Origin of the sequence: Nocardia sp. NRRL S-836 (assembly GCF_001279525.1) — a bacterium.
In the GTDB taxonomy this organism is placed as follows: Bacteria; Actinomycetota; Actinomycetes; order Mycobacteriales; family Pseudonocardiaceae; genus Lentzea.
On sequence record NZ_LGDY01000122.1, the window covers coordinates 42,209 to 61,870 of the forward strand.

A 19,662-nucleotide genomic window follows, 5' to 3' on the forward strand; every position below is an offset into this window, starting at 1 on the left:
CATGGGGATCGACAGGAGGACCTTCCTGCACGGCAGCGCGCTCGCCGTCGCAGGCTTGGCGATGAGCGCGACGTCCGCCGCGGCGGACACCGACTGGGCGAGGCTGCGGCGCAGGCTGGGCAGCAGGCTCGTCCTGCCGCGGGATAGCGGCTACGACACGCTGCGGCTGCCGTTCAACACCGTCTACGCCCACCGCAGGCCGGCCGCGATCGCGCGGTGCGTCCGGCCGGAGGACGTGCAGGCGTGCCTCGGCTTCGCCTCGCACCACCGCATCCCGGTCGCGGCCCGCAGCGGCAGGCACAGCTACGCGGCCTACTCGGTGCCGGAGAACGGGCTCGTCGTCGACGTGAGCGCCCTGAACGACGTGCGCTTCCACGGCACCGACGTCCGGGTCGGCAGCGGCACCCGGCTCGGCGACCTCTACGAGACCATCGGCGCGCACGGCCGTGCGGTGCCCGGCGGTACGTGCAAGTCCGTCGGCATCGGCGGCCTCACGCTCGGCGGCGGCATCGGCGTGATCGCCCGCAAGTATGGCCTGACCTGCGACAACCTGCTCAGCGCCCGGATCGTCACGCCGGACGGCTGCCTGCGCACGGTGTCCGCGCACTCCGAGCCCGACCTGTTCTGGGCGTTGCGCGGTGGCGGTGGCGGCAACTTCGGCATCGTCACGTCGTTCACGTTCCGCAGCGTGCCCGCGCCGGACATCACCCGGTTCCTGCTGCTGTACCCGGAGGGGGCGACCGCGGACGTGGTCGACGCGTGGCAGGAGTGGTTCGCCGGCGCCCCCGACGAGCTGTGGGGGATCTGCGAGACGCTCTCCGGCACGCCGACCAGCACGGCGGTCGGCGGCACCTACCTCGGACCGGCGAAGGACCTGCACCCGTTGCTCGACCGGATGCCCGCCGCCACGAAGCGCGAGGTGCAGGAGATGAGCTACCTGGAGGCGATGCGGTTCTACGCGGGCGGCGACGAGACCGGGGTGCCGTTCGTGGCGTCCTCGCGGATGGCGTACGACCACGTGCCGGGTGCGCGGGTGGACGAGCTGCTGCGGGGCGGCAGCCGGTACCGCATCCAGTTCGACTCGTTCGGCGGCGCGCTCGGCCGGGTCGCCCCGGACGCCACGGCGTTCCCGCACCGCCGCGCCAGGGCCAGCGCCCAGTGCTACGTCAACGTGGTCGACGGCCGCACCGAGGCGCAGGGCCGCGCGATCCTGGCGTCGTTGCGCGACGGGCTCGGCACCGGCACCACCGGGTACGTCAACTACATCGACCCGGAGATGCCGGACTGGGCGCACGCCTACTACGGCGGCAACCTCCCGCGGCTGCGGAAGGTCGCCCGCCGCTACGACCCGGACCGCGTGCTGGCTTTCGCGCAGGGCCTATAGCGCGACACCGGTCAGGACGGTCACCCGTTCCTCGGTGAAGTCCTCCATCGCCGACCGGACGCCCTCGCGCCCGGTGCCCGAGCCCTTCACACCGCCGTAGGGCATCTGGTCGGCGCGGTAGGACGGCACGTCACCGATGATCACGCCGCCGACCTCCAGCTCGGCCGCCGCCGCGAACGCCACCTGCACGTCACGGGTGAAGACACCGGCCTGCAGCCCGTACCTGGAGTCGTTGGCCTGCGCGAACGCGTCCTCGACGCCGTCGGCGACCGAGACCACGAGCACCGGCCCGAAGACCTCCTCGCGCCACACCTTCGCGTCCGTCGGCACGTCCGTCAGCACGGTCGGCTCGACCGTCGCGCCGGTGCGCTTGCCGCCGGTGAGCACCTTGGCGCCCGCGTCGGCGGCCATCAGCACCCACTCCTCGACCCGGCGCGCGTTGTCCTCGTCGATCAGCGGCCCGACCTCGACCTCGGGGTCGTGCGGGTCGCCGGTCCTGAGCGCGCTGACCGCCTCGACCAGTTTCGGCACGAACTCGTCGGCGAGCGACCGGTCCACGATCACGCGCTGCACCGCGATGCACGACTGCCCGGCCTGGTAGTTGCCGAACGTCGCGATCCGTCGCGCCGCGTACTCCAGGTCCGTCCAGTCGGGACAGACGAGCGCGGCCGCGTTGCTGCCCAGCTCCATCACGACGTGCTTGCGCGGCGCGGCGTCCATCAACGACCAGCCGACCTTCGTCGACCCGGTGAACGAGATGACCGGCAGCCGTTCGTCGGTGACGAGCTTGTCCATGTCCTCGCCCCGCACGGGGAGGATCGAGAACGCGCCCTCCGGCAGGTCGGTCTCCGCGAGCACCTCGCCCAGCAGCAACGCCGACAGCGGCGTCGCCGAGGCCGGCTTCACGACGACCGGCGCACCCACCGCGAGCGCCGGCGCGACCTTGTGCGCCACCAGGTTCAGCGGGAAGTTGAACGGTGCCACCGCCAGCACCGGCCCGCGCGGGACGTGCCGCACGACCGCCATCCGGCCCTCGCCGGTCGCGTCGGTGTCGAGCCGCTGCACCCCGCCGCTGAACCGCCGGGCCTCCTCCGCGGCGAACCGGAACGTGTTCACCGCGCGCTGGACCTCGACCTCGGCCCACTTGAGCGGCTTGCCGTTCTCCGCGGTGATCGTCTCGGCGATCTCCTCCGCGCGGTCGGCCAGGGCCTGCGACACCTGCAGCAACGCCGCCGCCCGCACGTGCGCGGGTGTTCGCCGGAACTCGCGTGCCACGGCGTGGGCGGCGGCGACGGCTCGTTCCACCTGGTCGGCGCTCGGCACGGCGACCGAGGCGACCTCGGTGCCGTCGAACGGGTGGAACACTCCCAGCGCCTGCTCGCCCTGCTCAGGGCGGCCGGCGATCCAGCACGGCCTCGGTTGGGGCGTGAACGCGTCCATGGATCCACGTTAGGCCCTGCGGACCGATCGGCACCCGATGAGTCCCCGACTGACTTCGGTGCCGGCTCACGTGGTTGACGTCACCGACGGTCGCAACCCGTTCGCGCGTCACGTGGTCCGGGGTCGCACGACCGGGTCACGCGGCCACCGGTAAGCGCCCGACCTGCGGTGCATGACATCCTTAGGCCGTGTCCGACACCAGCAACCGCCCCGTTCTCGTCGTCGACTTCGGCGCCCAGTACGCGCAGCTGATCGCCCGCCGCGTGCGTGAGGCCCAGGTCTACTCCGAGGTGGTCCCGCACACCGCGACGGTGAGCGAGATCGTCGACAAGAACCCGCTGGCCATCGTGCTGTCCGGTGGCCCGTCGAGCGTCTACGAGGAGGGCGCGCCGCAGGTCGACCCCAAGCTGTTCGAGACCGGCGTCCCGGTCTTCGGCATCTGCTACGGCTTCCAGGCGATGGCCCGCGCGCTCGGCGGCGAGGTCGCGCACACCGGCACCCGCGAGTACGGCCGCACCGACCTCGGCATCACCGCGCAGGCGGGTGCGCTGCACACGGAGCTGCCCGCGAGCCACCCGGTGTGGATGAGCCACGGCGACGCGGTCACCAAGGCGCCGGAGGGCTTCACGGTCACCGCGACCAGCGAGGGTGCGCCGGTCGCCGCGTTCGAGGACACCGAGCGCCGCTTCGCCGGCGTGCAGTACCACCCGGAGGTCCACCACTCGCCGCACGGCCAGGAGGTGCTGCGCCGGTTCCTGCACGACATCGCGGGTCTGCGCCCGCAGTGGACGACGTCGTCCATCGTGGACGAGCAGGTCACCCGCATCCGCGAGCAGATCGGTGACGGCAAGGCGATCTGCGCCCTGTCCGGCGGCGTCGACTCCGCCGTGGCCGCCGCGCTGGTCCAGCGCGCGATCGGCGACCGGCTCACCTGCGTCTTCGTCGACCACGGCCTGCTGCGCGCCGGTGAGCGCGCCCAGGTCGAGCGCGACTACGTGGCCGCCACGGGCATCAACCTGGTGACCGTCGACGCCCGCGAGCGGTTCCTGACCGCGCTGGCCGGCGTCACGGACCCGGAGGAGAAGCGCAAGATCATCGGACGCGAGTTCATCCGCGTGTTCGAGCAGGCCGAGCGCGACCTCAAGGCCGAGGGCGACTACCGCTTCCTGGTGCAGGGCACGCTCTACCCGGACGTGGTCGAGTCCGGTGGCGGCGCGGGCACGGCGAACATCAAGTCGCACCACAACGTCGGCGGCCTGCCGGACGACCTGCAGTTCGAGCTGGTCGAGCCGTTGCGTGCGCTGTTCAAGGACGAGGTGCGCCGCGTCGGCACCGAGCTGGGCCTGCCGGAGACGATCGTGCAGCGCCAGCCGTTCCCCGGCCCCGGCCTCGGCATCCGGATCATCGGCGAGGTCACCCAGGACCGCCTGGAGACGTTGCGCCAGGCCGACGCCATCGCCCGCGAGGAGCTGACGCTGGCCGGTCTCGACCGCACGATCTGGCAGTGCCCGGTCGTGCTGCTCGCGGACGTCCGCAGCGTCGGTGTCCAGGGCGACGGCCGCACCTACGGTCACCCGATCGTGCTGCGCCCCGTCTCGTCCGAGGACGCGATGACCGCCGACTGGACCCGCCTGCCCTACGAGGTCCTCGAACGCATCTCCACCCGCATCACCAACGAGGTGGCCGAGGTCAACCGCGTCGTCCTCGACGTGACCTCGAAGCCGCCGGGCACCATCGAGTGGGAGTGACCCCCACCTGCTGAACGCCACGCGGGGCGCTTTCGCACGGTCGAATCGTGCGAAAGCGCCCCGCGTGGCATCCGGCGGCGAGCTAGGAGCGGTTTCTGCGGCGCAGCGAGTTGGTCAGCAGGACCACGCCCACCAGGATCGCCGTGCCTCCCAGCGCCCAGCGGAAGTCGAACCAGAACCGGCCGTCGCTCAGGACGTAGGCCGCCGTGAGCAGCCCGCCGACCCCGAAGACCAGGCTCACCACGTCGATCCGGCGGCGCACACCCTGCTCAGCCACGGAGCACCTTCACCTCTCCGACGTTCGTCCGAACGTCCAGGTCGATCTTCAAGCCACCCTCGCCGTTGTCGCCGAGGTCCTTGCCCTCCACCTGCACACCGCCGCCCTGCGCCTTGCGGCCCAGGCAGTCGAGCTCGCCGATGGACGTGGCCTCGCAGGTGAAGGTGACGTCGGCGGTCTTCGGGACGTGCACGACCAGCTCACCCAGGTCGGCCTCCACCGAGGTCCGCACCGAACCGGAGTCCGGCAGCTCCCGCAGGTCGAGCTGCACGCCGCCGACACCGACCTCGTACCTGCCCTGCACCTCCTCCAGCGTCTTGGGCGCGGGGGAGACGTTGCGCACCGTGGCCGGGCCGTCGAAGTCGACCGCGGTCATGGCGAACCCGAGCACCGACAGCGGGACCAGCAGCCACACCAGGCCGCGGCCACCGCCGGTGAACGACCCGATCAGCAGGCCCGCCGCCAGCACCGCGACCAGCAGCCCCACGACGTGCGCCGCCGACAACCACGGCGCGAACGGCCACGCGATCGTGGACCCGGCGACCACCAGCATCGCCACGCCCAGCGTCGCCAGGCCGACCCGTGGCTTGCGCGGCCGGGGAGCGGGCGGAGGGGCGGGTGCCGACGGTTCCGGCAGGTCCCACGCGAACGGAGCGGCCCCGAGCGGGTCCCAGGCCGGTGCACCGGGCACCGGCGGCACGGGCGGCGGCTCGACGAGCGTCGTGGCCGGCTGCAGGTGCCCGCGGTTCTTCTGCAGCAGGTAGACGCCACCCACCGCCGCCGCGATCGTCACGAAGACCTGGAACCCGCCGCCGCCCCCGAACGTGTACGCGAGCGCGGGGAACATCAGGAGACCGAGGAGCACCGTCTTGGCCGGCGAGGTCGCGCTCTGTCCCTTGTGGACCAGCGACTCCAGCGGCGACACCGCGTCGCCCTCGTCCGGCAGCGCCAGCCAGCCCACGAGGTACAGCGGCACGCCGACACCGCCCGACAACGCGAGCGCGACGAAAGCGATCCGCACGATCACCGGGTCGATCCGGTAGCGCATGGCGATCCCGGTGGCGACGCCGCCGAGCTTGCGCCCTGCACGGGGCCGCACCGGCCGGTGGGCCCAGAACTCCCTGAGCGTGTCCGCCACGCCCTGCATAGCCTTCTCAGTCCCGCTCACGACGACAAGGTTGCGCCGCCGGAGCGCGAACCACATCAGGGAGCAGCCCTGATTCCGCGAACCGGGGTCATCCCTGATGAACAACGCGCCGCGACGTGTGACGATCGAGTCGTGAGTGCACGGATCGAGCCGATGCGCCGTCGACGTACCGGCCGCGTGATCGCGGGCGTCGCGAGCGGACTGGCGAACCACCTCGGCGCCCCCGTCTTCTGGGTGCGTGCGGTGTTCGCCGTGTTCGCCGCGCTCAGCGGTGTCGGAATCATCGCCTACGCGCTGCTGTGGATGTTCGTCCCGCAGTCGGCCGTGGCCGAGCCGGAGACCGAGGAGGACCGCAAGGAGTGGCAGCAGGCCGTGGGCCTGGCCGCCGTCGGCATCGGCGTCGCCGTGTTCACCGGGCTGATCGGCGGTGGCGCGAGCGGCTGGAGCGGCTGGATCACCGGCCCGATCGCCGTGGCACTCGTGGGCGCGGCCGTCGTGTGGCGCGAGGCGGACGAGGCGCAACGGCGCCGGTGGCGTGACGGTGCGATGGCCCAGGGCAAGTCGGGGATAGTGCGGACGGTGGCGGGCGGCGCCCTGGTCGTGGCGGGGGTCGCCGCGTTCCTGGTCGCCAACGACTCCATCCAGAACCTGTCCACCGTCGTGCTCTCCGTGCTCGCCACCCTGGTCGGTGTCGCGGTGCTGACCGTCCCGCTGTGGATGCGGCTGGTGCGCGACCTCGACGCCGAGCGCCGGGCCCGCATCCGCACCGACGAACGCGCGGAGATCGCCGCCCACCTGCACGACTCCGTGCTGCAGACGCTTGCGCTCATCCAGAAGCAGGCCGACTCGACCCGCGAGGTCAAACGCCTGGCCCGCAGCCAGGAACGCGAGCTGCGCAGCTGGCTCTACGGCCGTGAGGTGGGCGAGCAGCCGCAGACGGTGAGCGTGGCCATCGCGCAGGCGTGCGCGGAGGTGGAGGACGACTTCGCGATCGTGGTGCCGCAGGTCGTGGTGGGGGACTGCGAGCTGGAGGACGGCCTGATCCCGCTGGTGCAGGCAGCACGGGAGGCGATCGTCAACGCGGCCAAGCACGCGGGGGTGGCCGAGGTCAGCGTGTACGCGGAGGTGGAGCCGGAGAAGGTGACCGTGTTCGTGCGCGACCGGGGCAAGGGCTTCGACCCCGACACCGTGCCGGAGGACCGGCATGGCCTCGCCGGCAGCATCCGGGGGAGGATGAACCGGCACGGAGGTGCGGTGCGGTTGCGCACCGCCCCCGGCGAGGGGACCGAGGTGCAGCTCGAAATGCCGAGGAAGACGGAGGCCAGGGCATGAGCGTCAGGGTGTTCCTGGTGGACGACCACGCGTTGTTCCGCGCGGGTGTGCGAGCCGAGCTCGACACGATCACCGACGAGGTGGAGGTGGTCGGCGAGGCGGGCAGCGTCGGCGAGGCGGTGGCGGGCATCGCCCACCACCGGCCGGACGTCGTGCTGCTCGACGTGCACATGCCCGACGGCGGCGGCGCCGAGGTGCTGCGGCAGATCCGGACCAAGATCCCGGAGGTCACGTTCCTCGCGCTGTCGGTCTCGGACGCGGCCGAGGACGTCATCAACGTCATCCGCGCCGGTGCGCGCGGGTACGTGACCAAGACGATCTCCAGCCAGGAGCTGGTCAAGGCGGTCGTGCGGGTCAGCGAGGGCGACGCGGTGTTCTCGCCGCGGCTGGCCGGGTTCGTGCTGGACGCGTTCGCCGACCGGCCGGGTGCAGCGCCGATCAGCGACCCGGAGCTCGACCTGCTGACGCCGCGGGAACGCGACGTCCTGCGGCTGCTGGCGCGTGGTTACGCTTACAAGGAGATCGCGTCCGAACTGTTCATCAGCGTGAAGACGGTGGAGACGCACGTGTCGAGCGTCCTGCGGAAGACGCAGCTCTCCAACCGCTATGAGCTGTCCCGCTGGGCCACCGACCGCAGACTGGTCTGAAGGGTTCTCGGGGGATTTGATCAAGAAGGTCGCCCGCGGTGCCACCGAGGTGCTGGCGCCGTGGGTCTGGGTGGTCCTGCTGCCGTTCGCCGTGGCCGCCGCGACGGAGAACGTCTGGAAGACGCTGCTGTGGGGGCTCGTCGTCGCCGTGACGGCCTCCGTCATCCCCATGGCCGTCATCGTGCGCGGCGCGCGCAAGGGCAGGTGGGACGGTCACCACGTCACGAACCGCGAGGGCCGGCTCGTGCCGCTGCTCACCGCGGGCGCGTCGCTCACCGCCGGTGCTGTGATCATGGTGCTGGGGTCCGCGCCGGTCAGCATGCTCGCACTGGCGGGCAGCATGTTCGCGTCGCTGCTCGTGAGCATGGCGATCACGTTCGGCGTGAAGTGGAAGATCTCGCTGCACGCCGGGGTGGCGTGGGCCGCCGTCGTGACGCTGGCGATCGTCTACGGCCCGTGGCCGCTGCTGATCGCACTGCCGGCCGCGCTGGTGTCGTGGTCGCGCGTCGAGCTCGGGGACCACACGCTCGGGCAGGTGCTGGGCGGAACGGTGATGGGCCTGGTCGTGGGCGGCGGCACGTTCTGGCTGCTGCTCAGCTCATCTGGGTGATGCTGCTGATCTTCATCTGGCCGCTGACCGCGGCCACCATGACCTCGTAGACGCCACTTTGCTGCTCACCCCGGTCGGTCTGCAGCACGAGGTCGACCGTGACGACCCAGACCGGCCCGTTCGACCGGATGGGCGTGCTGGACAGCGTGCACCTGACCGACTGGTAGCCCTTCCAGCGGGCCACGTACTTCTCCTGCGGCTCGCTGGCCCGCTCGTAGAGGTTGCGCCACGCCACGTCGGCGTTGCCCGGCAGCTGCGCGTAGTGGCCGAGCACGAACGCGGCCGCCTCCTCCGCCGAGAAGTAGCGGGTGCCCGGGTCGTTCGGGAACCCGGCGTGGTTGGTCGGCGTGTTGCCGTTGTTCGTGCCGTTCCAGTACGCCGCGGCGGCACCACCACCGATCGCCAGCAGCGCGATGACCGCCAGCACGGCCAGGATCCGCCGGTTCGGCGGCTTGCGCCTGGGCAGCGGGTCCGGCACGACCAGCGGCTGGGAGGGCTGCGGTGACGCGGCCAGCAGGTCGGCCGCCTCCTGCGCGGTCGGCCGCTCCTTCGGGTCGACGGCCAGCAGCCGGTTCAGCAACGGCGTGAGCTCACCGGCGTTCTTCGCGTCCCTGAGCTGCCCGCTCGCGGCCCGGTAGATGAGCCCGAAGCTGTTGTCGCTCGGCCCGAACACGGACTCGCCCTCGATCGCCGTGTAGATCGTGGCGCCGAGCGAGAACACGTCGGAGGAGGCGTCGGGCTGCTCGCCACGCGCCACCTCGGGTGCGAGGTAGGCGGGGGTGCCCGAGATCATGCCGGTGTCGGTCAGCGTGCCGTCGCCACTGGACTTGGAGATGCCGAAGTCGGTGATCTTGACCGTGCCGTCGTGGCCGATCAGGACGTTGCCGGGCTTGATGTCGCGGTGCACGAGCCCCGCCGCGTGCGCCGCGGCCAGCGCCGAGGCGACGAACCCGCCGATCCGCGCCGCCTGGGCCGGCTTGAGCGGCCCGCGCTCGGCGATCAGCGCCGAGAGGCTCTGCGACGGCAGGTACTCCATGACGATCCACGGCTCTTCGTCGTCGTCCCCGACGACGTCGAACACCGCGATCGCGTGCGGGTGGTGCAGTCTCGCGGCGTTGCGCGCTTCCCGCATTGCCCGCTGGTGGTCTCCGGTGACGAGCTGCTTGACAGCGACCTCACGTGCCAGGACCTCGTCCCGCGCCCGCCAGACCACCCCCATCGCTCCGCTGCCGACGCGCTCCAGCAGCGTGTAGCGGCCCCCGATGGTTGTCACGCCGCCAGAGTAGTCAAGGCCGGGTGCGGCCTTTCGGGGTTCCCGGTTGAAGCCGGGCCAAGGGCTGCCCGGTGGCACCCCGCCCAGTTTTAAAGTACCTTGCAACTATGGCCATCACAGCCTCTGCCATCAACTTCAGCGAGTTGTCCAACAAGCCGGCCGACTCGGTGCGCAAGCTGCAGGAGTCGCCGAACCAGACGCTGCTCGTGCACCGCCGTGGTGACGAGGAGGACCTGGTGCTGACGACGGCCGGCCGTGCGGAGGAAGTGCGAGAGGTCATCTCGACCACCACAACCCTCTTCGTCGCGCTGATGCAGCACAGTGCCGAGGTCCGCCGGCTCGTCACCGAGGTGGTTCCCCAGGCGTTTCCGTGGGTGAGGTTCCTGCCGCGTGAGGACGTGCAGGCATTCGTCGTCGAGCTCGTCGACACGTTGGAGGCTGCGAACTCGCTCGGAGCTCCGGCGCCGGTGGTGAACCTGATCGGCCAGTGGCGGCGCACGGCCGAGGTGCATGCCGATCCGCGGTTGGCCGAGATCCTCGGCAGGAACCACGAAGAGGACTTCGGTGAGGTCCCCAGGCCGGGAGCCACCACCGAGTGAGCCCGAAGAAGAACGATCCGGTCGCTCCGCCACCCGTCGACGGGGAGTGGCACATCCGTTTCGGCACCGCTGAAGCGGCGAAGGGGTGGCAGGAACTGGAGAACCGCGCGGCGGCCAACCTGCGCCGCGCCTGGGACGCCATGCGCACCGATCCCGGTCCTGTCCAGCAGACCGGTCGGCACGAGCGGCTCAAAGGCAGCCTGTCGACAGGTGTCCGTGGTGGCCAGGTCATGGCGCGCTGGCAGATCGAAGTCACCGGTGGGGACCGCGTCTGGTACCTGCTCGATGTCGAAAAGCACACCGTGTGGATCGACTACGCCGGTGCGCACCCCAAGGCGACCGAGTAGCCCGTTCGATGCCGCCGTCGCTGCCCACGACGCCGGACACCACCGGTGGTCTCCGGTGACGAGCTGATCGGCAGCGTGTGCCGGCACCTCGTCCCGCGCCCGTCAGACCACCGCGGAACCGCTTCTAGTCCAGCGTCGAGACCAGCTTCTGCAGCTCCCGGTCGAAGTCGATCCACAGGTCCTCCTCGCCGGGCTGCACGACGTCGTAGGAGCTGTCCAGGAACGACGCCACGTCCTCCGCGACGGCGCTCAGGATCGCGAACCCGGTCGGCGCGTTCAGCTCGACCAGCACCCGCTCCGGGTCGTCGGAGGCGGGGCGGACCAGGATGTCGCCCTCACCGGACGGCGTCAGCAGGCCGTCGGCCAGCAGGTCGCGCGCGAACATCCACTCGACCCGGCCGGAGCCGGTGTGGAACACGATGGCGACCGCGTACGGGTCCTCGGGGTCGTAGACCAGCTCGGCCTCGACCGGCGCGGGAGCCGCACCGGGGGCGAGCAGGTGGAAGGTCGTGCGGGTGACGACCTTCAGGTTCTCGTTGTTCATGTCGATGTCCTTCCCGGACTGGTGTCCATCTCCTTCAACAAAGAGGAGACGGCTATCCAGCGCGATAAGGACGCGTTTCGTCTCGGAACCATCCTTCTGGGGGAGACGCACGTCTCACCCGTCAGCGTTTGACCAGGTCGCGTGTCTCGTTTGGTGAGACGTTCTGACCTGCCGCGACGGACCTCCGGCGGGTCAGCGCGACGCCCATCAGCACGACCACCATGCCGATCACGACCCTCGCGTTCAGTTGCTCCCCGAGGAAGATCGCTCCAAGGAGCACCGAGACCACCGGCAGCAGGTAACCCACCGTAGTCGCCGTGGTGGCGCCCTCGTCCGCGATGACGCGGTAGTTGAGGATGAACGCGACACCGGTGCCCGCGACGCCCAGGACGATCACGGCGGCCACGCCGACCCAGTGCAGGTGCAGCGGCTGCAGCCCACCGAACGGCATCGCCAGCACCAGCATCCCCATCGCGGTGGTCAGCTGCATCGCGGCCAGCTGCGTCGAGCTCGCACCCGTGTTGACCAGGTACCGGCCCGCGTAGGAGTAGCCGATGGCGTAGCTCGCGGCGCCGACGAGGCACAGGACCGCGCCCCAGCTCGCGATGCTGTTCGCCTGCTGCCACGGCGCGAAGATCAGCAGCACGCCCGCGAAGCCCAGCCCCAGCCCCAGCATGCGGACGAGGTCGTTGATCCGCTCCGTGCCGAGCAGCAGCCCGATCGCCAGCGCGAACAGCGGGGTCGTGGAGTTGAGCACCCCGGACACGCCGGAGTCGACCGTCTGGCCGCCGATCGCGAACAGCGTGAACGGGACCGCGCTGCCGAACAGCGCCACGAACGTCATGTGGCCCCAGATCCGCTTGTCACGCGGCAGCGTCATCCGCGCCGAGGCGAGCACCGCGACCAGCACGAGCGCCCCGAAGAACGTCCGCACGAGCGAGATCTGCAGGGGCGCGAGGCTGCCCAGAGCGAGCTTCATCCACAGGAAGCTCGATCCCCACAGCAGGGCGAGCACGCCCATCCTGATCAACGTTCCGCGTTGGTTCACCCGTCCACGATGCGTCCGGCGACCCGTGAAAACAATTTAATTGTTGTGGAGAACCTTTAAGCAGAGCTGTACCGTCGGAGCATGCTGGATGTGCGGCGCATGCAGGTCCTCAGGGCTGTGGTGACCACGGGTTCCATCACCGCGGCCGCGACCAACCTCGGCTACACGCCGTCCGCGATCTCCCAGCAGGTCGCGGGCCTGGAGAAGCAGGCGGGCCTGCCGCTGCTCGAACGCGTCGGCAGGGGCGTCCGCCCGACCGCCGCCGGCCGCCTGCTCACCGAGCACGCCGCCCGCCTCACCGAGCAGCTCGCCGAAGCCGAGAGCGCGCTGACCGCACTGCGCAACGGCTGCGCGGGCACCCTGCGCGTCCGCTACTTCGCCACCGCCGGCGCCGCCCTCGTGCCACCCGCCGTCGCCCGGTTCCGCGCCGAACGCGCCGGCGTCGAGCTCGACCTCAAGCTCGCCGAGCCCATCGACTCCTTCGAGGAGCTCGCCGCGGGCCGCGCGGACGTCGTCATCACGATCCTGGAACCCGACCAGCCGACGCCGGACGGCGTGATCACGCGCCACCTGCTCGCCGACCCGTTCTACGCCGTCCTGCCGCGCGGCCACGCCCTCGCTCGCAAGCGCGTCCTGGACCTCGGCGAACTGGCCGACGAGTCGTGGATCTCCGCGGACTGCGGCTCCACCGCGCCGTGTAAGGACCTCGTGCCGAACGCGTGCGCGGGTGCGGGCTTCGCGCCGCAGATCGTCGTGGAGAGCGACGACTACGCGACCGCGCAGGGATTCGTGGCGGCCGGGCTCGGGGTCACGCTCATCCCGCGGCTCGGGCTGGAGTACGCGCATCCGGGCGTGGTGCTCCGCAAGGTCCGCAACCCCGAACCGGTGCGGCACATCCACGTCGTCTACCGCGAGGAAGCCGCGTGGAACCCCGCCGTGATCGCGCTGGCCGAGGCGCTGGAGAAGGCCGCGCGGAACAGCTGACCCGCTACGCCCCGCCGCCGAACGGCTTGTCGTAGCTGAGCAGGAAGTTGGCGCCGCGCCACGACAACGAGATCTGGCGCTGCATGTTCGCCTTCGTGCCGTCCTTCTTGGTCAGCTCGAGGTCCACGACGTAGTAGAACTCCTGCCGCTGGTCGGCGTTCACCAGCTTGGCCTGCTTGTAGGGCGCCCAGAAGGTCTTGAAGCCGCCCAGGCCGCCGGGGTAGTTGGCCTGGAAGTCGGCGTTGCCCATCTTCCACGCCTCTTCCGGCGAGCTGGTGGCCAGCTGCAGGTAGGCCTCCAGCAGCGCCTGGCGTTCCTCCGCCGAAGGGCTGGCGCTCCACGCGCCGGCCTTTTCGAGGATCTTCGGCTTTTCCGTGCTCGTCGGATCGGTGCTGTTCGAGGTCTGCTGCGTGGAGGTGTTCGCGCCGGCGTTGTTGTTGCCGTTGTTGCCGTTCTCGCCGCCGCCGTTCGAGATCATGCTCGCGAACATGATGCCGACCACCGCCGCGGCCACGATGGCGATCGCGGTGTAGACGGTCGACTTCTTGCTCTTCGACGACGACAGCGGGGCCGGGCGGGACGGCTTGGGGCGCTGCGAGTACTGCGGCGCGGCGGCCGGGCGGTGTTGCTGCTGCTGGGGCTGCTGTTGCTGCTGCGCCGGGATCGCGCGCGGCGGCGTGTGCGTGTGCAGGTCGACCCTCGTCGCATTGGGCGGCGGCGGAGGCGGGAGCGCACGGGTCGCGGCCGGCTGGCGCTGGATCGGGGCGCCGCGCCACGACGGCGGGTGCGTCGGGGCGACCACGGCGGGGGTGAAGGCGGGGGCGGCCTGGCCGTTGGCGACCGAGGCGAGCGCGTCGCGGGCCTCGACCATGGTCGGGCGCTCTTCCGGCTCCGAGCGCAGCAGGCGCATCAGCAGGGCGGTCAGCGGGCCCGCGTTGCGCGGCGGGTTGACCTTGCCGGAGGCGACCTTGTGCAGCAGGGCGATGGTGTTCTCGCTCAGGCCGAACGGCGGCTCGCCCTCGATCGCGGCGTACAGCGTGGAGCCGAGGGAGAACACGTCGGACGGGCTGCCGGGGTCGTAGCCCTTGGCGACCTCGGGGGCGAGGTAGGCGGGGGTGCCGGCGAGCATGCCCGTGGCGGTGACGGTGACGTCGCCGGTCGCACGGGAGATGCCGAAGTCGGTGATCTTCACGGTGCCGTCGTCGCCGAGCAGCACGTTGCCGGGCTTGATGTCGCGGTGCACGATGCCGGCGTTGTGGGCGGCGGCCAGTGCGGAGGCCACCTGCATGCCGATGGAGGCCACGTCGCGCGGCGGCAGCGTGCCGCGTTCGGACAGCACCGCGGACAGGCTCTTCGACGGCAGGTACTCCATCACGAGCCACGGCTGGCCGTCGTCCTCGGCCACGTCGTAGACCGCGACGGCGTGCGGGTGCTGCAGGCGCGCGGCGATGCGGCCCTCGCGCATGGCCCGTCTCTTGGCCTCGTCCACGTCGCCGTCGGCGAGTCCCGGCTGCAGGAGCAGCTGCTTGACCGCGACGGTCCGGTGCAGGCGTTCGTCGTGTGCGGTCCAGACGACGCCCATGGCACCGCTACCGATGCGCTGGCTCAATCGGTAGCGACCAGCGACCAATCGGCCATCGTCGGTCACAGTGTTGCTCCCCGCTGTGCGGTCACTTGCTCTCTGTTCAACGGCTGATCACACGTCTGGGTTCAGATCACCCATCGGTGCGAGTACCCACCTTACGAGATAACTACGTTCGAACGCGCTCAGGCCGACGGCGGCGGTGCCGTCGTGGTGGTCGTCGTCGTAGTCGTCGACTTCGGCGCGGTGGTCGTCGTAGTCGTCGTCGTGGTGGTCGTAGTCGTCGTGGTCGTGGTTGTGGTCGTCGTAGTGCTGGACGTCGTTTCGCGCGCCGTCGTTGCCTCGGGCGTGGTCGTCGTCACCTCGGGTGCGGACGTGGTCGTCGGCACCACCGAGGACGAGCTCACCGGCGGCGCCGACGGGGTCTGCTGCTCTTTCTTGAACACGCCCAGCACCACCATCAGACCACCGATGACCAGCAGCAGCGCCAGCACCACCGCCGCGATCACCAGCGGCCGGTTGTCCTGCTGCCTGACCGCGGGTGCCATCGGCGGCGCCGTGCGCGGCGGAGCGGTCCGCGGGGCCGCGCGGACGATGCGCGTCCGTTCGGGCTCCACGATCGCCGTCGGGTCCGGTCCCGCCACCGCGGCCAGCCCGGTGAACGACGGCGCGCTGCCGTTCGCCACCGCGGTCAGCAGCTCCCGCGCCTGCGTCATCGTCGGCCGGTCGTCGGGCTCGAAGTTCAGCAGGTACAGCAGCGTGTCGGCCAGCGGGTGGTCGACGGTCGGCGGGTTGATGCGGCCGGCCGCCACGGCGTGCAGAACACCCAGCGTGTTCTCGCTCACCCCATAGGGCGGTTCGCCCTCCATCGCGGCGAACAGCGTCGAACCGAGCGAGTAGACGTCGGAGGCCGGCGTCGGGTCCTGGCCGCGGGCGATCTCCGGCGCGAGGTAGGCGGGCGTGCCGGCGATCAGACCGGTCTTGGTGACCGTGATGTCGTCGCTGGCCCGCGAGATGCCGAAGTCGGTGATCTTGACGATGCCGTTGTCGGCGATCAGCACGTTGCCCGGCTTCACGTCCCGGTGCACGATCCCGGCCGCGTGCGCCGCGGCGAGCGCCGCCGCGCACTGGGCGCCGATGCTGGCGACCTCGATCGGGTCCATCGGCCCGCCCTCGGCCAGCGCGTCGGCGAGGCTGTAGGACGGCAGGTACTCCATGACCAGGCACGGGACGCCGTCCTCCTCGACCACGTCGTACACCGCGATGGCGTTCGGGTGGTGGAGCTTGGCGGCGATGCGGCCCTCGCGCATGGCGCGCTGGATGGCCTCGTCCTGCTCGACCTCGTCCAGGCCGGGCGCGAGGAGCAGCTGCTTGATCGCGACCTCGCGGCCGAGGCGTTCGTCGTGGGCGCGCCAGACGATGCCCATCGCGCCGGAGCCGATGCGGTCGAGGAAGCGGTAGCGGTCGGCGACCACCCGGCCGTCGGTGGCGTCGGACGTCGTCACGCGATCACCCCGGCGGTGTGGCGCAGCGATGCCCGTTCGCGCAGCGACGGGGAGAACGCGGTGGCAGCAGGTCCCACGCTCGTGCTCCTCGTGCGGTAGTCAGCGGTCGTCCGGAGTGCCCGCACAGGGTACCCCTGTCGTGTGCGACCGGTGCGCTACCGGGGTTGATGCGTTACTCAGCCGGTGCGAAGAAGTCGAAGACGCCGACCGTTTGGCCGACCGTGCCACCGACGGTGTTGAGCACCGGGTCGAGCACTCCCAGGTCGACGCTCACGTCCACCGGGTTCGACGGCGTGGGCAGCGGGTTCGGCGTCGAGCTGGGCGGTGGCGGGGTCGTGGTGCCGCTCGGCGGGGGCGTCGCGGACGAGGTCGGCGGCGGAGGCGTCTGGCTCGTCGGCGGCGTGCTCGGCGTGGTGGGTGTGGGCTGCGTCTCGGACGACGGCGACGGCGTGCTCACGACCGGCGGCTGCGTGGGCTGCTGCACCGGCTGCTGGGTCTGCTGCTGCGTCGGGCGCTGCTGCTGCGGCTGCTGGGTGTACGGGGCGACCCTGACCTGCTCGGTCGTCGGGGCGGCGCTCGCCGTCTCGGTCTCGTCGGCCTGCTGCGTCTTGTTCGACGGCAGCTTCACGACGCCCTCGGTGCCGGTGCTCGCGCCACGCGCTTGAGCGCGCTCGTCGAACCGCACCTGGGCGAGCGGGCGCTCGTCGGGCGAGGACAGCCAGGAGGAGGCACCGAACGCGACGGTGCCGCAGAGCACCACGCCACCGCTGGCCGCCACGGCGAGCTTGCCGACGGTGAACCCGCCGCTCTGCGTGTCGTCGGCCCGGCCCTCACGGCGCAGCAGCTCGGTGATGTGCAGCTCCTTGGCGGGCTGCTTGCGCGGCTTGCTGCCGGGGTGCTTCGGGTCCGGCGTCCGCACCGCCTTGAACTTGATCGTCGGCTCGAAGGCCTCGGGGGTGATGTCGTCCGTGATCACCGGGATCGGCATGGTCTCTGCCTCGCGGCGAGCGATCAGCTCGGCGACGGACAGCTGCCCGGTCGACTCGGCCGAACCGTTCAACCGCCGACGATGGTCCTCAATCGACACCGCTCGTTCACCCTTCCAGGCTTGTCATGCGCACTGGCGGGACCATGGATACCGAATCGTGACCCGAGATGTAACCCCTTCGGGGGATTTTTCACGATCTGACTTCGGTATTCGCGACGAGCGGTCACCGTTCGACTGCGAACGGCGAACTGAGTGGGGCGCGGCCTAACTCCGCTGCGCCGAAAGGACCTCGGTCCCGATGATCCGCGGCTGGGTCGTGTCGGTCAGCCAGAAGAGCTGTTCGATGCGCAGCCAGCTGCCGTTGCGCTCCTGCATCGACACCACCGCGAGCACCGAGCCGTCGGGCCGCAGCGAGGTCTGGTCCACGTTGACCGTCTGGATCATGCCCCAGGCCTCGACGAACTCCCGCGGGTTCGTGCCGACGAGGTCGGGGGACAGCAGCTTGGCCGCCGAGTTCGGCCTGGTCGTGAGCAGCTCGTAGAACCGCTTCACCACGTCCACCTGCGGCTGAGGGCCGGTCGAGACCAGCGGCGTGGCCGGTTCGGCGGAGGGCTCGCCGGACGGGCCGGTCGACGGTGTGGCCTGCGTCAGCAGCAACGCGGACGGCTGTGGCATGGGCACCTCGGGAGCGGTCCGCAGCGGCGTGTGCTCGCTCGGCAGCTGGGCGGACAGGACGTCCGGCCGCAGCGCGCTCGCACCGGACAGCGCGACGGGGCGTTCGGTGACCGCGATGCCGAAGTTCGGCGGGCGGTTTGCCACGAGGACCGCCGCGCTCACCACCGACGAGATCAGCAGGGCCGCGCCGGTCAGCACGCCCGCGACCTTGGCCACGCGGCTGTTCCTGGCGCGCCGGCGGCGGCGGGGGCTGACCGGTGCCACGAACTCCGTGGGACCGAGCAGCGACGCGACGAGCGCGTCGGTCGCCGCCTCGTCGGGGGACGGGATGCGCACCGGGCCGGGCTGTTGCTTGATCAGCTCGGCCACGCTGATCGATCCGGTGCGGTTGTGACGCCGTCCGGTCGTCGCGGGACGCTGCACTGTCCTGGCCCTCCGTACTGTCCGTGGTCACCTGAAGACGTACCGTGGCCTCACGCGGCAACGCCAGTTTCTCGGCCGACTTCAGCCGTACGTGGCGTCCAGCGGGACTCAGGATTCGCTCGAAGGTGTTACCTACTACGGTCGGTAGTTCGGAGCCTGACCTTGAGTGGTGCTCACCCGCCGGGTTTCAACCGTTCACCGTTGATCAACGGCAGCTCGCCGAGCGTGAAGCTCAGCTCCCGCTTCTCCTGGGCGGTCGAGCCGTCCTTCCTCGTGACCTGCAGCAGGCTCACGGTCAGGCCCTTGCTCGGGTCGACCACGATCTCCTTGACCTCGATCAGCGAGATGTCGGCGAGGCGGCCCTCCAGCAGGGTGCCGGCGTTCGCGCGCACGGTGTCGGTGGTCAGCGCGAACGCGGTGTCCGCGTTCGTCACCATCTGCTGGTAGAAGTTCTCGGTCCGCTGGGCGATCGCCGTGCCGTCCACGACCGGCGCCTGCGAGACCGGCACCGTCGTGATGACGGGCGGGGCCGGACCGGTCGGCTTGCCGCCGGTGCCGGGGGAGGGGCTGCGGGTGCCGCTGCTGCGCGGTGCCGCTGAGCCGCCGGTGCCGGGCACCGGCACGGCGTGGCCGGTGTGCGCGGCGGAAGGCCGGTCGCCGGTGGTCGACGGACTGGTGGCGGTCGTCAGCGCGGAGATCAGCGGCACGTCGGAGGGGTAGCCCGGCAGGCCGATCCGCTCGACCTCGCCGCCGCCGCTGACGAGCTTGGCGGCGGCGACGCTCAGCCCGACCAGCACGAGCACCGAGGACACGACGGCGAACCAGGCCGCTCGCTTCCACGTGCGCGGCGGCGTGACGGACGCCGGGACCATGCCGATGTTGAACTTGCGCAGCCCGTCGGTGTCGGTGAGCGGGTCGATCGGACGGCTGCGGGGCAGTGGGATGCGGTCACCCCCGACGACGGGTCGCTGGTGCGCGACACCGACGTCGACACGATGTTTGCCCGGCTGTTCGTCCATCCCGACACCCCTCTGCGATGCAACCAGGGTAGGGCCGTTCAGACGCGCGAAACCAACCTGAAGGGGTAATTCAAGACGAGTGACACCCGT

Annotated in this window: 20 protein-coding genes; 8 read left to right on the forward strand and 12 right to left on the reverse strand. The window is 71.0% G+C overall.

Annotated features, from left to right (window positions below):
* Position 1: 1 nt before the first annotated feature.
* Positions 2-1,384, forward strand: a complete 1,383-nt coding sequence (locus ADL03_RS32095) for an FAD-binding oxidoreductase (RefSeq protein ID WP_157529527.1) — start codon at positions 2-4, stop codon at positions 1,382-1,384.
* Here ADL03_RS32095 and ADL03_RS32100 read toward each other — a convergent pair.
* Entirely contained in the window at positions 1,379-2,824 is a 1,446-nt protein-coding gene (locus tag ADL03_RS32100; RefSeq protein ID WP_053737340.1) for an aldehyde dehydrogenase family protein, read from the reverse strand. The genes ADL03_RS32095 and ADL03_RS32100 overlap by 6 nt on opposite strands.
* A gap of 188 nt (positions 2,825-3,012) precedes the next feature.
* Between ADL03_RS32100 and guaA the strand changes: the two genes are divergently transcribed.
* Positions 3,013-4,572 (forward strand): glutamine-hydrolyzing GMP synthase, encoded by a 1,560-nt coding sequence (gene guaA / locus ADL03_RS32105; RefSeq protein WP_053737341.1) that lies wholly within the window; start codon positions 3,013-3,015, stop codon positions 4,570-4,572.
* Between the two features lie 82 nt (positions 4,573-4,654).
* Here the strand turns inward: guaA and ADL03_RS32110 are convergent, their stop codons facing one another.
* Entirely contained in the window at positions 4,655-4,849 is a 195-nt protein-coding gene (locus tag ADL03_RS32110; protein ID WP_053737342.1) for a hypothetical protein, read from the reverse strand.
* A complete protein-coding gene (locus ADL03_RS32115) occupies positions 4,842-6,017 on the reverse strand; it encodes a PspC domain-containing protein (protein ID WP_197288825.1) in 1,176 nt (391 codons plus the stop codon). The genes ADL03_RS32110 and ADL03_RS32115 overlap by 8 nt, the downstream gene beginning before the upstream one ends.
* Before the next feature lie 111 nt (positions 6,018-6,128).
* On the opposite strand from ADL03_RS32115, the gene ADL03_RS32120 reads away from it, so the two are divergent.
* The 3 genes from ADL03_RS32120 to ADL03_RS32130 are packed head-to-tail and all read left to right on the forward strand — an operon-like array spanning position 6,129 to position 8,585.
* Positions 6,129-7,328 (forward strand): PspC domain-containing protein, encoded by a 1,200-nt coding sequence (locus ADL03_RS32120; RefSeq protein WP_231642541.1) that lies wholly within the window; start codon positions 6,129-6,131, stop codon positions 7,326-7,328.
* Positions 7,325-7,975, forward strand: a complete 651-nt coding sequence (locus ADL03_RS32125; protein WP_053737344.1) for a response regulator transcription factor — start codon at positions 7,325-7,327, stop codon at positions 7,973-7,975. Before ADL03_RS32120 ends, ADL03_RS32125 begins: the two co-directional genes overlap by 4 nt.
* Positions 7,976-7,991: 16 nt before the next feature.
* Complete coding sequence (locus ADL03_RS32130; protein ID WP_231642543.1) at positions 7,992-8,585, forward strand: hypothetical protein; 594 nt, start codon at positions 7,992-7,994, stop codon at positions 8,583-8,585.
* Here ADL03_RS32130 and ADL03_RS48915 read toward each other — a convergent pair.
* Entirely contained in the window at positions 8,569-9,858 is a 1,290-nt protein-coding gene (locus tag ADL03_RS48915; protein WP_053737345.1) for a serine/threonine-protein kinase, read from the reverse strand. The genes ADL03_RS32130 and ADL03_RS48915 overlap by 17 nt on opposite strands.
* A gap of 107 nt (positions 9,859-9,965) precedes the next feature.
* Between ADL03_RS48915 and ADL03_RS32140 the strand changes: the two genes are divergently transcribed.
* Both ADL03_RS32140 and ADL03_RS32145 read left to right on the forward strand, forming a co-directional pair.
* Entirely contained in the window at positions 9,966-10,457 is a 492-nt protein-coding gene (locus tag ADL03_RS32140; RefSeq protein ID WP_053737346.1) for a hypothetical protein, read from the forward strand.
* Positions 10,454-10,804: a hypothetical protein gene (locus ADL03_RS32145; protein WP_053737347.1), complete on the forward strand. Its 351-nt coding sequence runs from the start codon at positions 10,454-10,456 to the stop codon at positions 10,802-10,804. The genes ADL03_RS32140 and ADL03_RS32145 overlap by 4 nt, the downstream gene beginning before the upstream one ends.
* A gap of 124 nt (positions 10,805-10,928) precedes the next feature.
* On the opposite strand, the gene ADL03_RS32150 is transcribed toward ADL03_RS32145, so the two are convergent.
* Positions 10,929-11,348 carry an SsgA family sporulation/cell division regulator gene (locus ADL03_RS32150; protein ID WP_053737348.1) on the reverse strand — a complete coding sequence of 140 codons (420 nt, stop codon included), beginning with the start codon at positions 11,346-11,348 and terminating at the stop codon, positions 10,929-10,931.
* A gap of 121 nt (positions 11,349-11,469) precedes the next feature.
* Entirely contained in the window at positions 11,470-12,396 is a 927-nt protein-coding gene (locus ADL03_RS32155; protein WP_053737349.1) for a DMT family transporter, read from the reverse strand.
* An 81-nt stretch (positions 12,397-12,477) separates the two neighbouring features.
* Between ADL03_RS32155 and ADL03_RS32160 the strand changes: the two genes are divergently transcribed.
* Complete coding sequence (locus ADL03_RS32160; RefSeq protein WP_053737350.1) at positions 12,478-13,380, forward strand: LysR family transcriptional regulator; 903 nt, start codon at positions 12,478-12,480, stop codon at positions 13,378-13,380.
* 4 nt (positions 13,381-13,384) lie between these two features.
* Here ADL03_RS32160 and ADL03_RS32165 read toward each other — a convergent pair whose 3' ends face one another.
* The 6 genes from ADL03_RS32165 to ADL03_RS32185 all read right to left on the reverse strand — a co-directional run bounded on the left by ADL03_RS32165 (position 13,385) and on the right by ADL03_RS32185 (position 19,572).
* Entirely contained in the window at positions 13,385-14,962 is a 1,578-nt protein-coding gene (locus ADL03_RS32165) for a serine/threonine-protein kinase (RefSeq protein WP_231642553.1), read from the reverse strand.
* 185 nt (positions 14,963-15,147) lie between these two features.
* Positions 15,148-16,467: a serine/threonine-protein kinase gene (locus ADL03_RS32170; RefSeq protein ID WP_053737352.1), complete on the reverse strand. Its 1,320-nt coding sequence runs from the start codon at positions 16,465-16,467 to the stop codon at positions 15,148-15,150.
* Positions 16,464-16,592, reverse strand: a complete 129-nt coding sequence (locus tag ADL03_RS50310; protein WP_255353435.1) for a hypothetical protein — start codon at positions 16,590-16,592, stop codon at positions 16,464-16,466. The genes ADL03_RS32170 and ADL03_RS50310 overlap by 4 nt, the downstream gene beginning before the upstream one ends.
* Before the next feature lie 47 nt (positions 16,593-16,639).
* Entirely contained in the window at positions 16,640-17,527 is an 888-nt protein-coding gene (locus ADL03_RS32175) for a hypothetical protein (RefSeq protein WP_053737353.1), read from the reverse strand.
* 192 nt (positions 17,528-17,719) lie between these two features.
* Positions 17,720-18,499 carry a hypothetical protein gene (locus tag ADL03_RS32180; RefSeq protein WP_157529528.1) on the reverse strand — a complete coding sequence of 260 codons (780 nt, stop codon included), beginning with the start codon at positions 18,497-18,499 and terminating at the stop codon, positions 17,720-17,722.
* Between the two features lie 227 nt (positions 18,500-18,726).
* Positions 18,727-19,572 (reverse strand): hypothetical protein, encoded by an 846-nt coding sequence (locus tag ADL03_RS32185; protein ID WP_053737355.1) that lies wholly within the window; start codon positions 19,570-19,572, stop codon positions 18,727-18,729.
* Positions 19,573-19,662 lie beyond the last annotated feature (90 nt).

Coding starts and splice junctions, on each gene's coding strand:
- ADL03_RS32150 (WP_053737348.1), bottom strand. CDS start 11,348: ATGAACAACGAGAACCTGAAGGTCGTCACCCGCACGACCTTCCACCTG.
- ADL03_RS32160 (WP_053737350.1), top strand. CDS start 12,478: ATGCTGGATGTGCGGCGCATGCAGGTCCTCAGGGCTGTGGTGACCACG.
- ADL03_RS32185 (WP_053737355.1), bottom strand. CDS start 19,572: ATGGACGAACAGCCGGGCAAACATCGTGTCGACGTCGGTGTCGCGCAC.
- ADL03_RS32095 (WP_157529527.1), top strand. CDS start 2: ATGGGGATCGACAGGAGGACCTTCCTGCACGGCAGCGCGCTCGCCGTC.
- ADL03_RS32100 (WP_053737340.1), bottom strand. CDS start 2,824: ATGGACGCGTTCACGCCCCAACCGAGGCCGTGCTGGATCGCCGGCCGC.
- ADL03_RS32125 (WP_053737344.1), top strand. CDS start 7,325: ATGAGCGTCAGGGTGTTCCTGGTGGACGACCACGCGTTGTTCCGCGCG.
- ADL03_RS32140 (WP_053737346.1), top strand. CDS start 9,966: ATGGCCATCACAGCCTCTGCCATCAACTTCAGCGAGTTGTCCAACAAG.
- ADL03_RS32165 (WP_231642553.1), bottom strand. CDS start 14,962: ATGGGCGTCGTCTGGACCGCACACGACGAACGCCTGCACCGGACCGTC.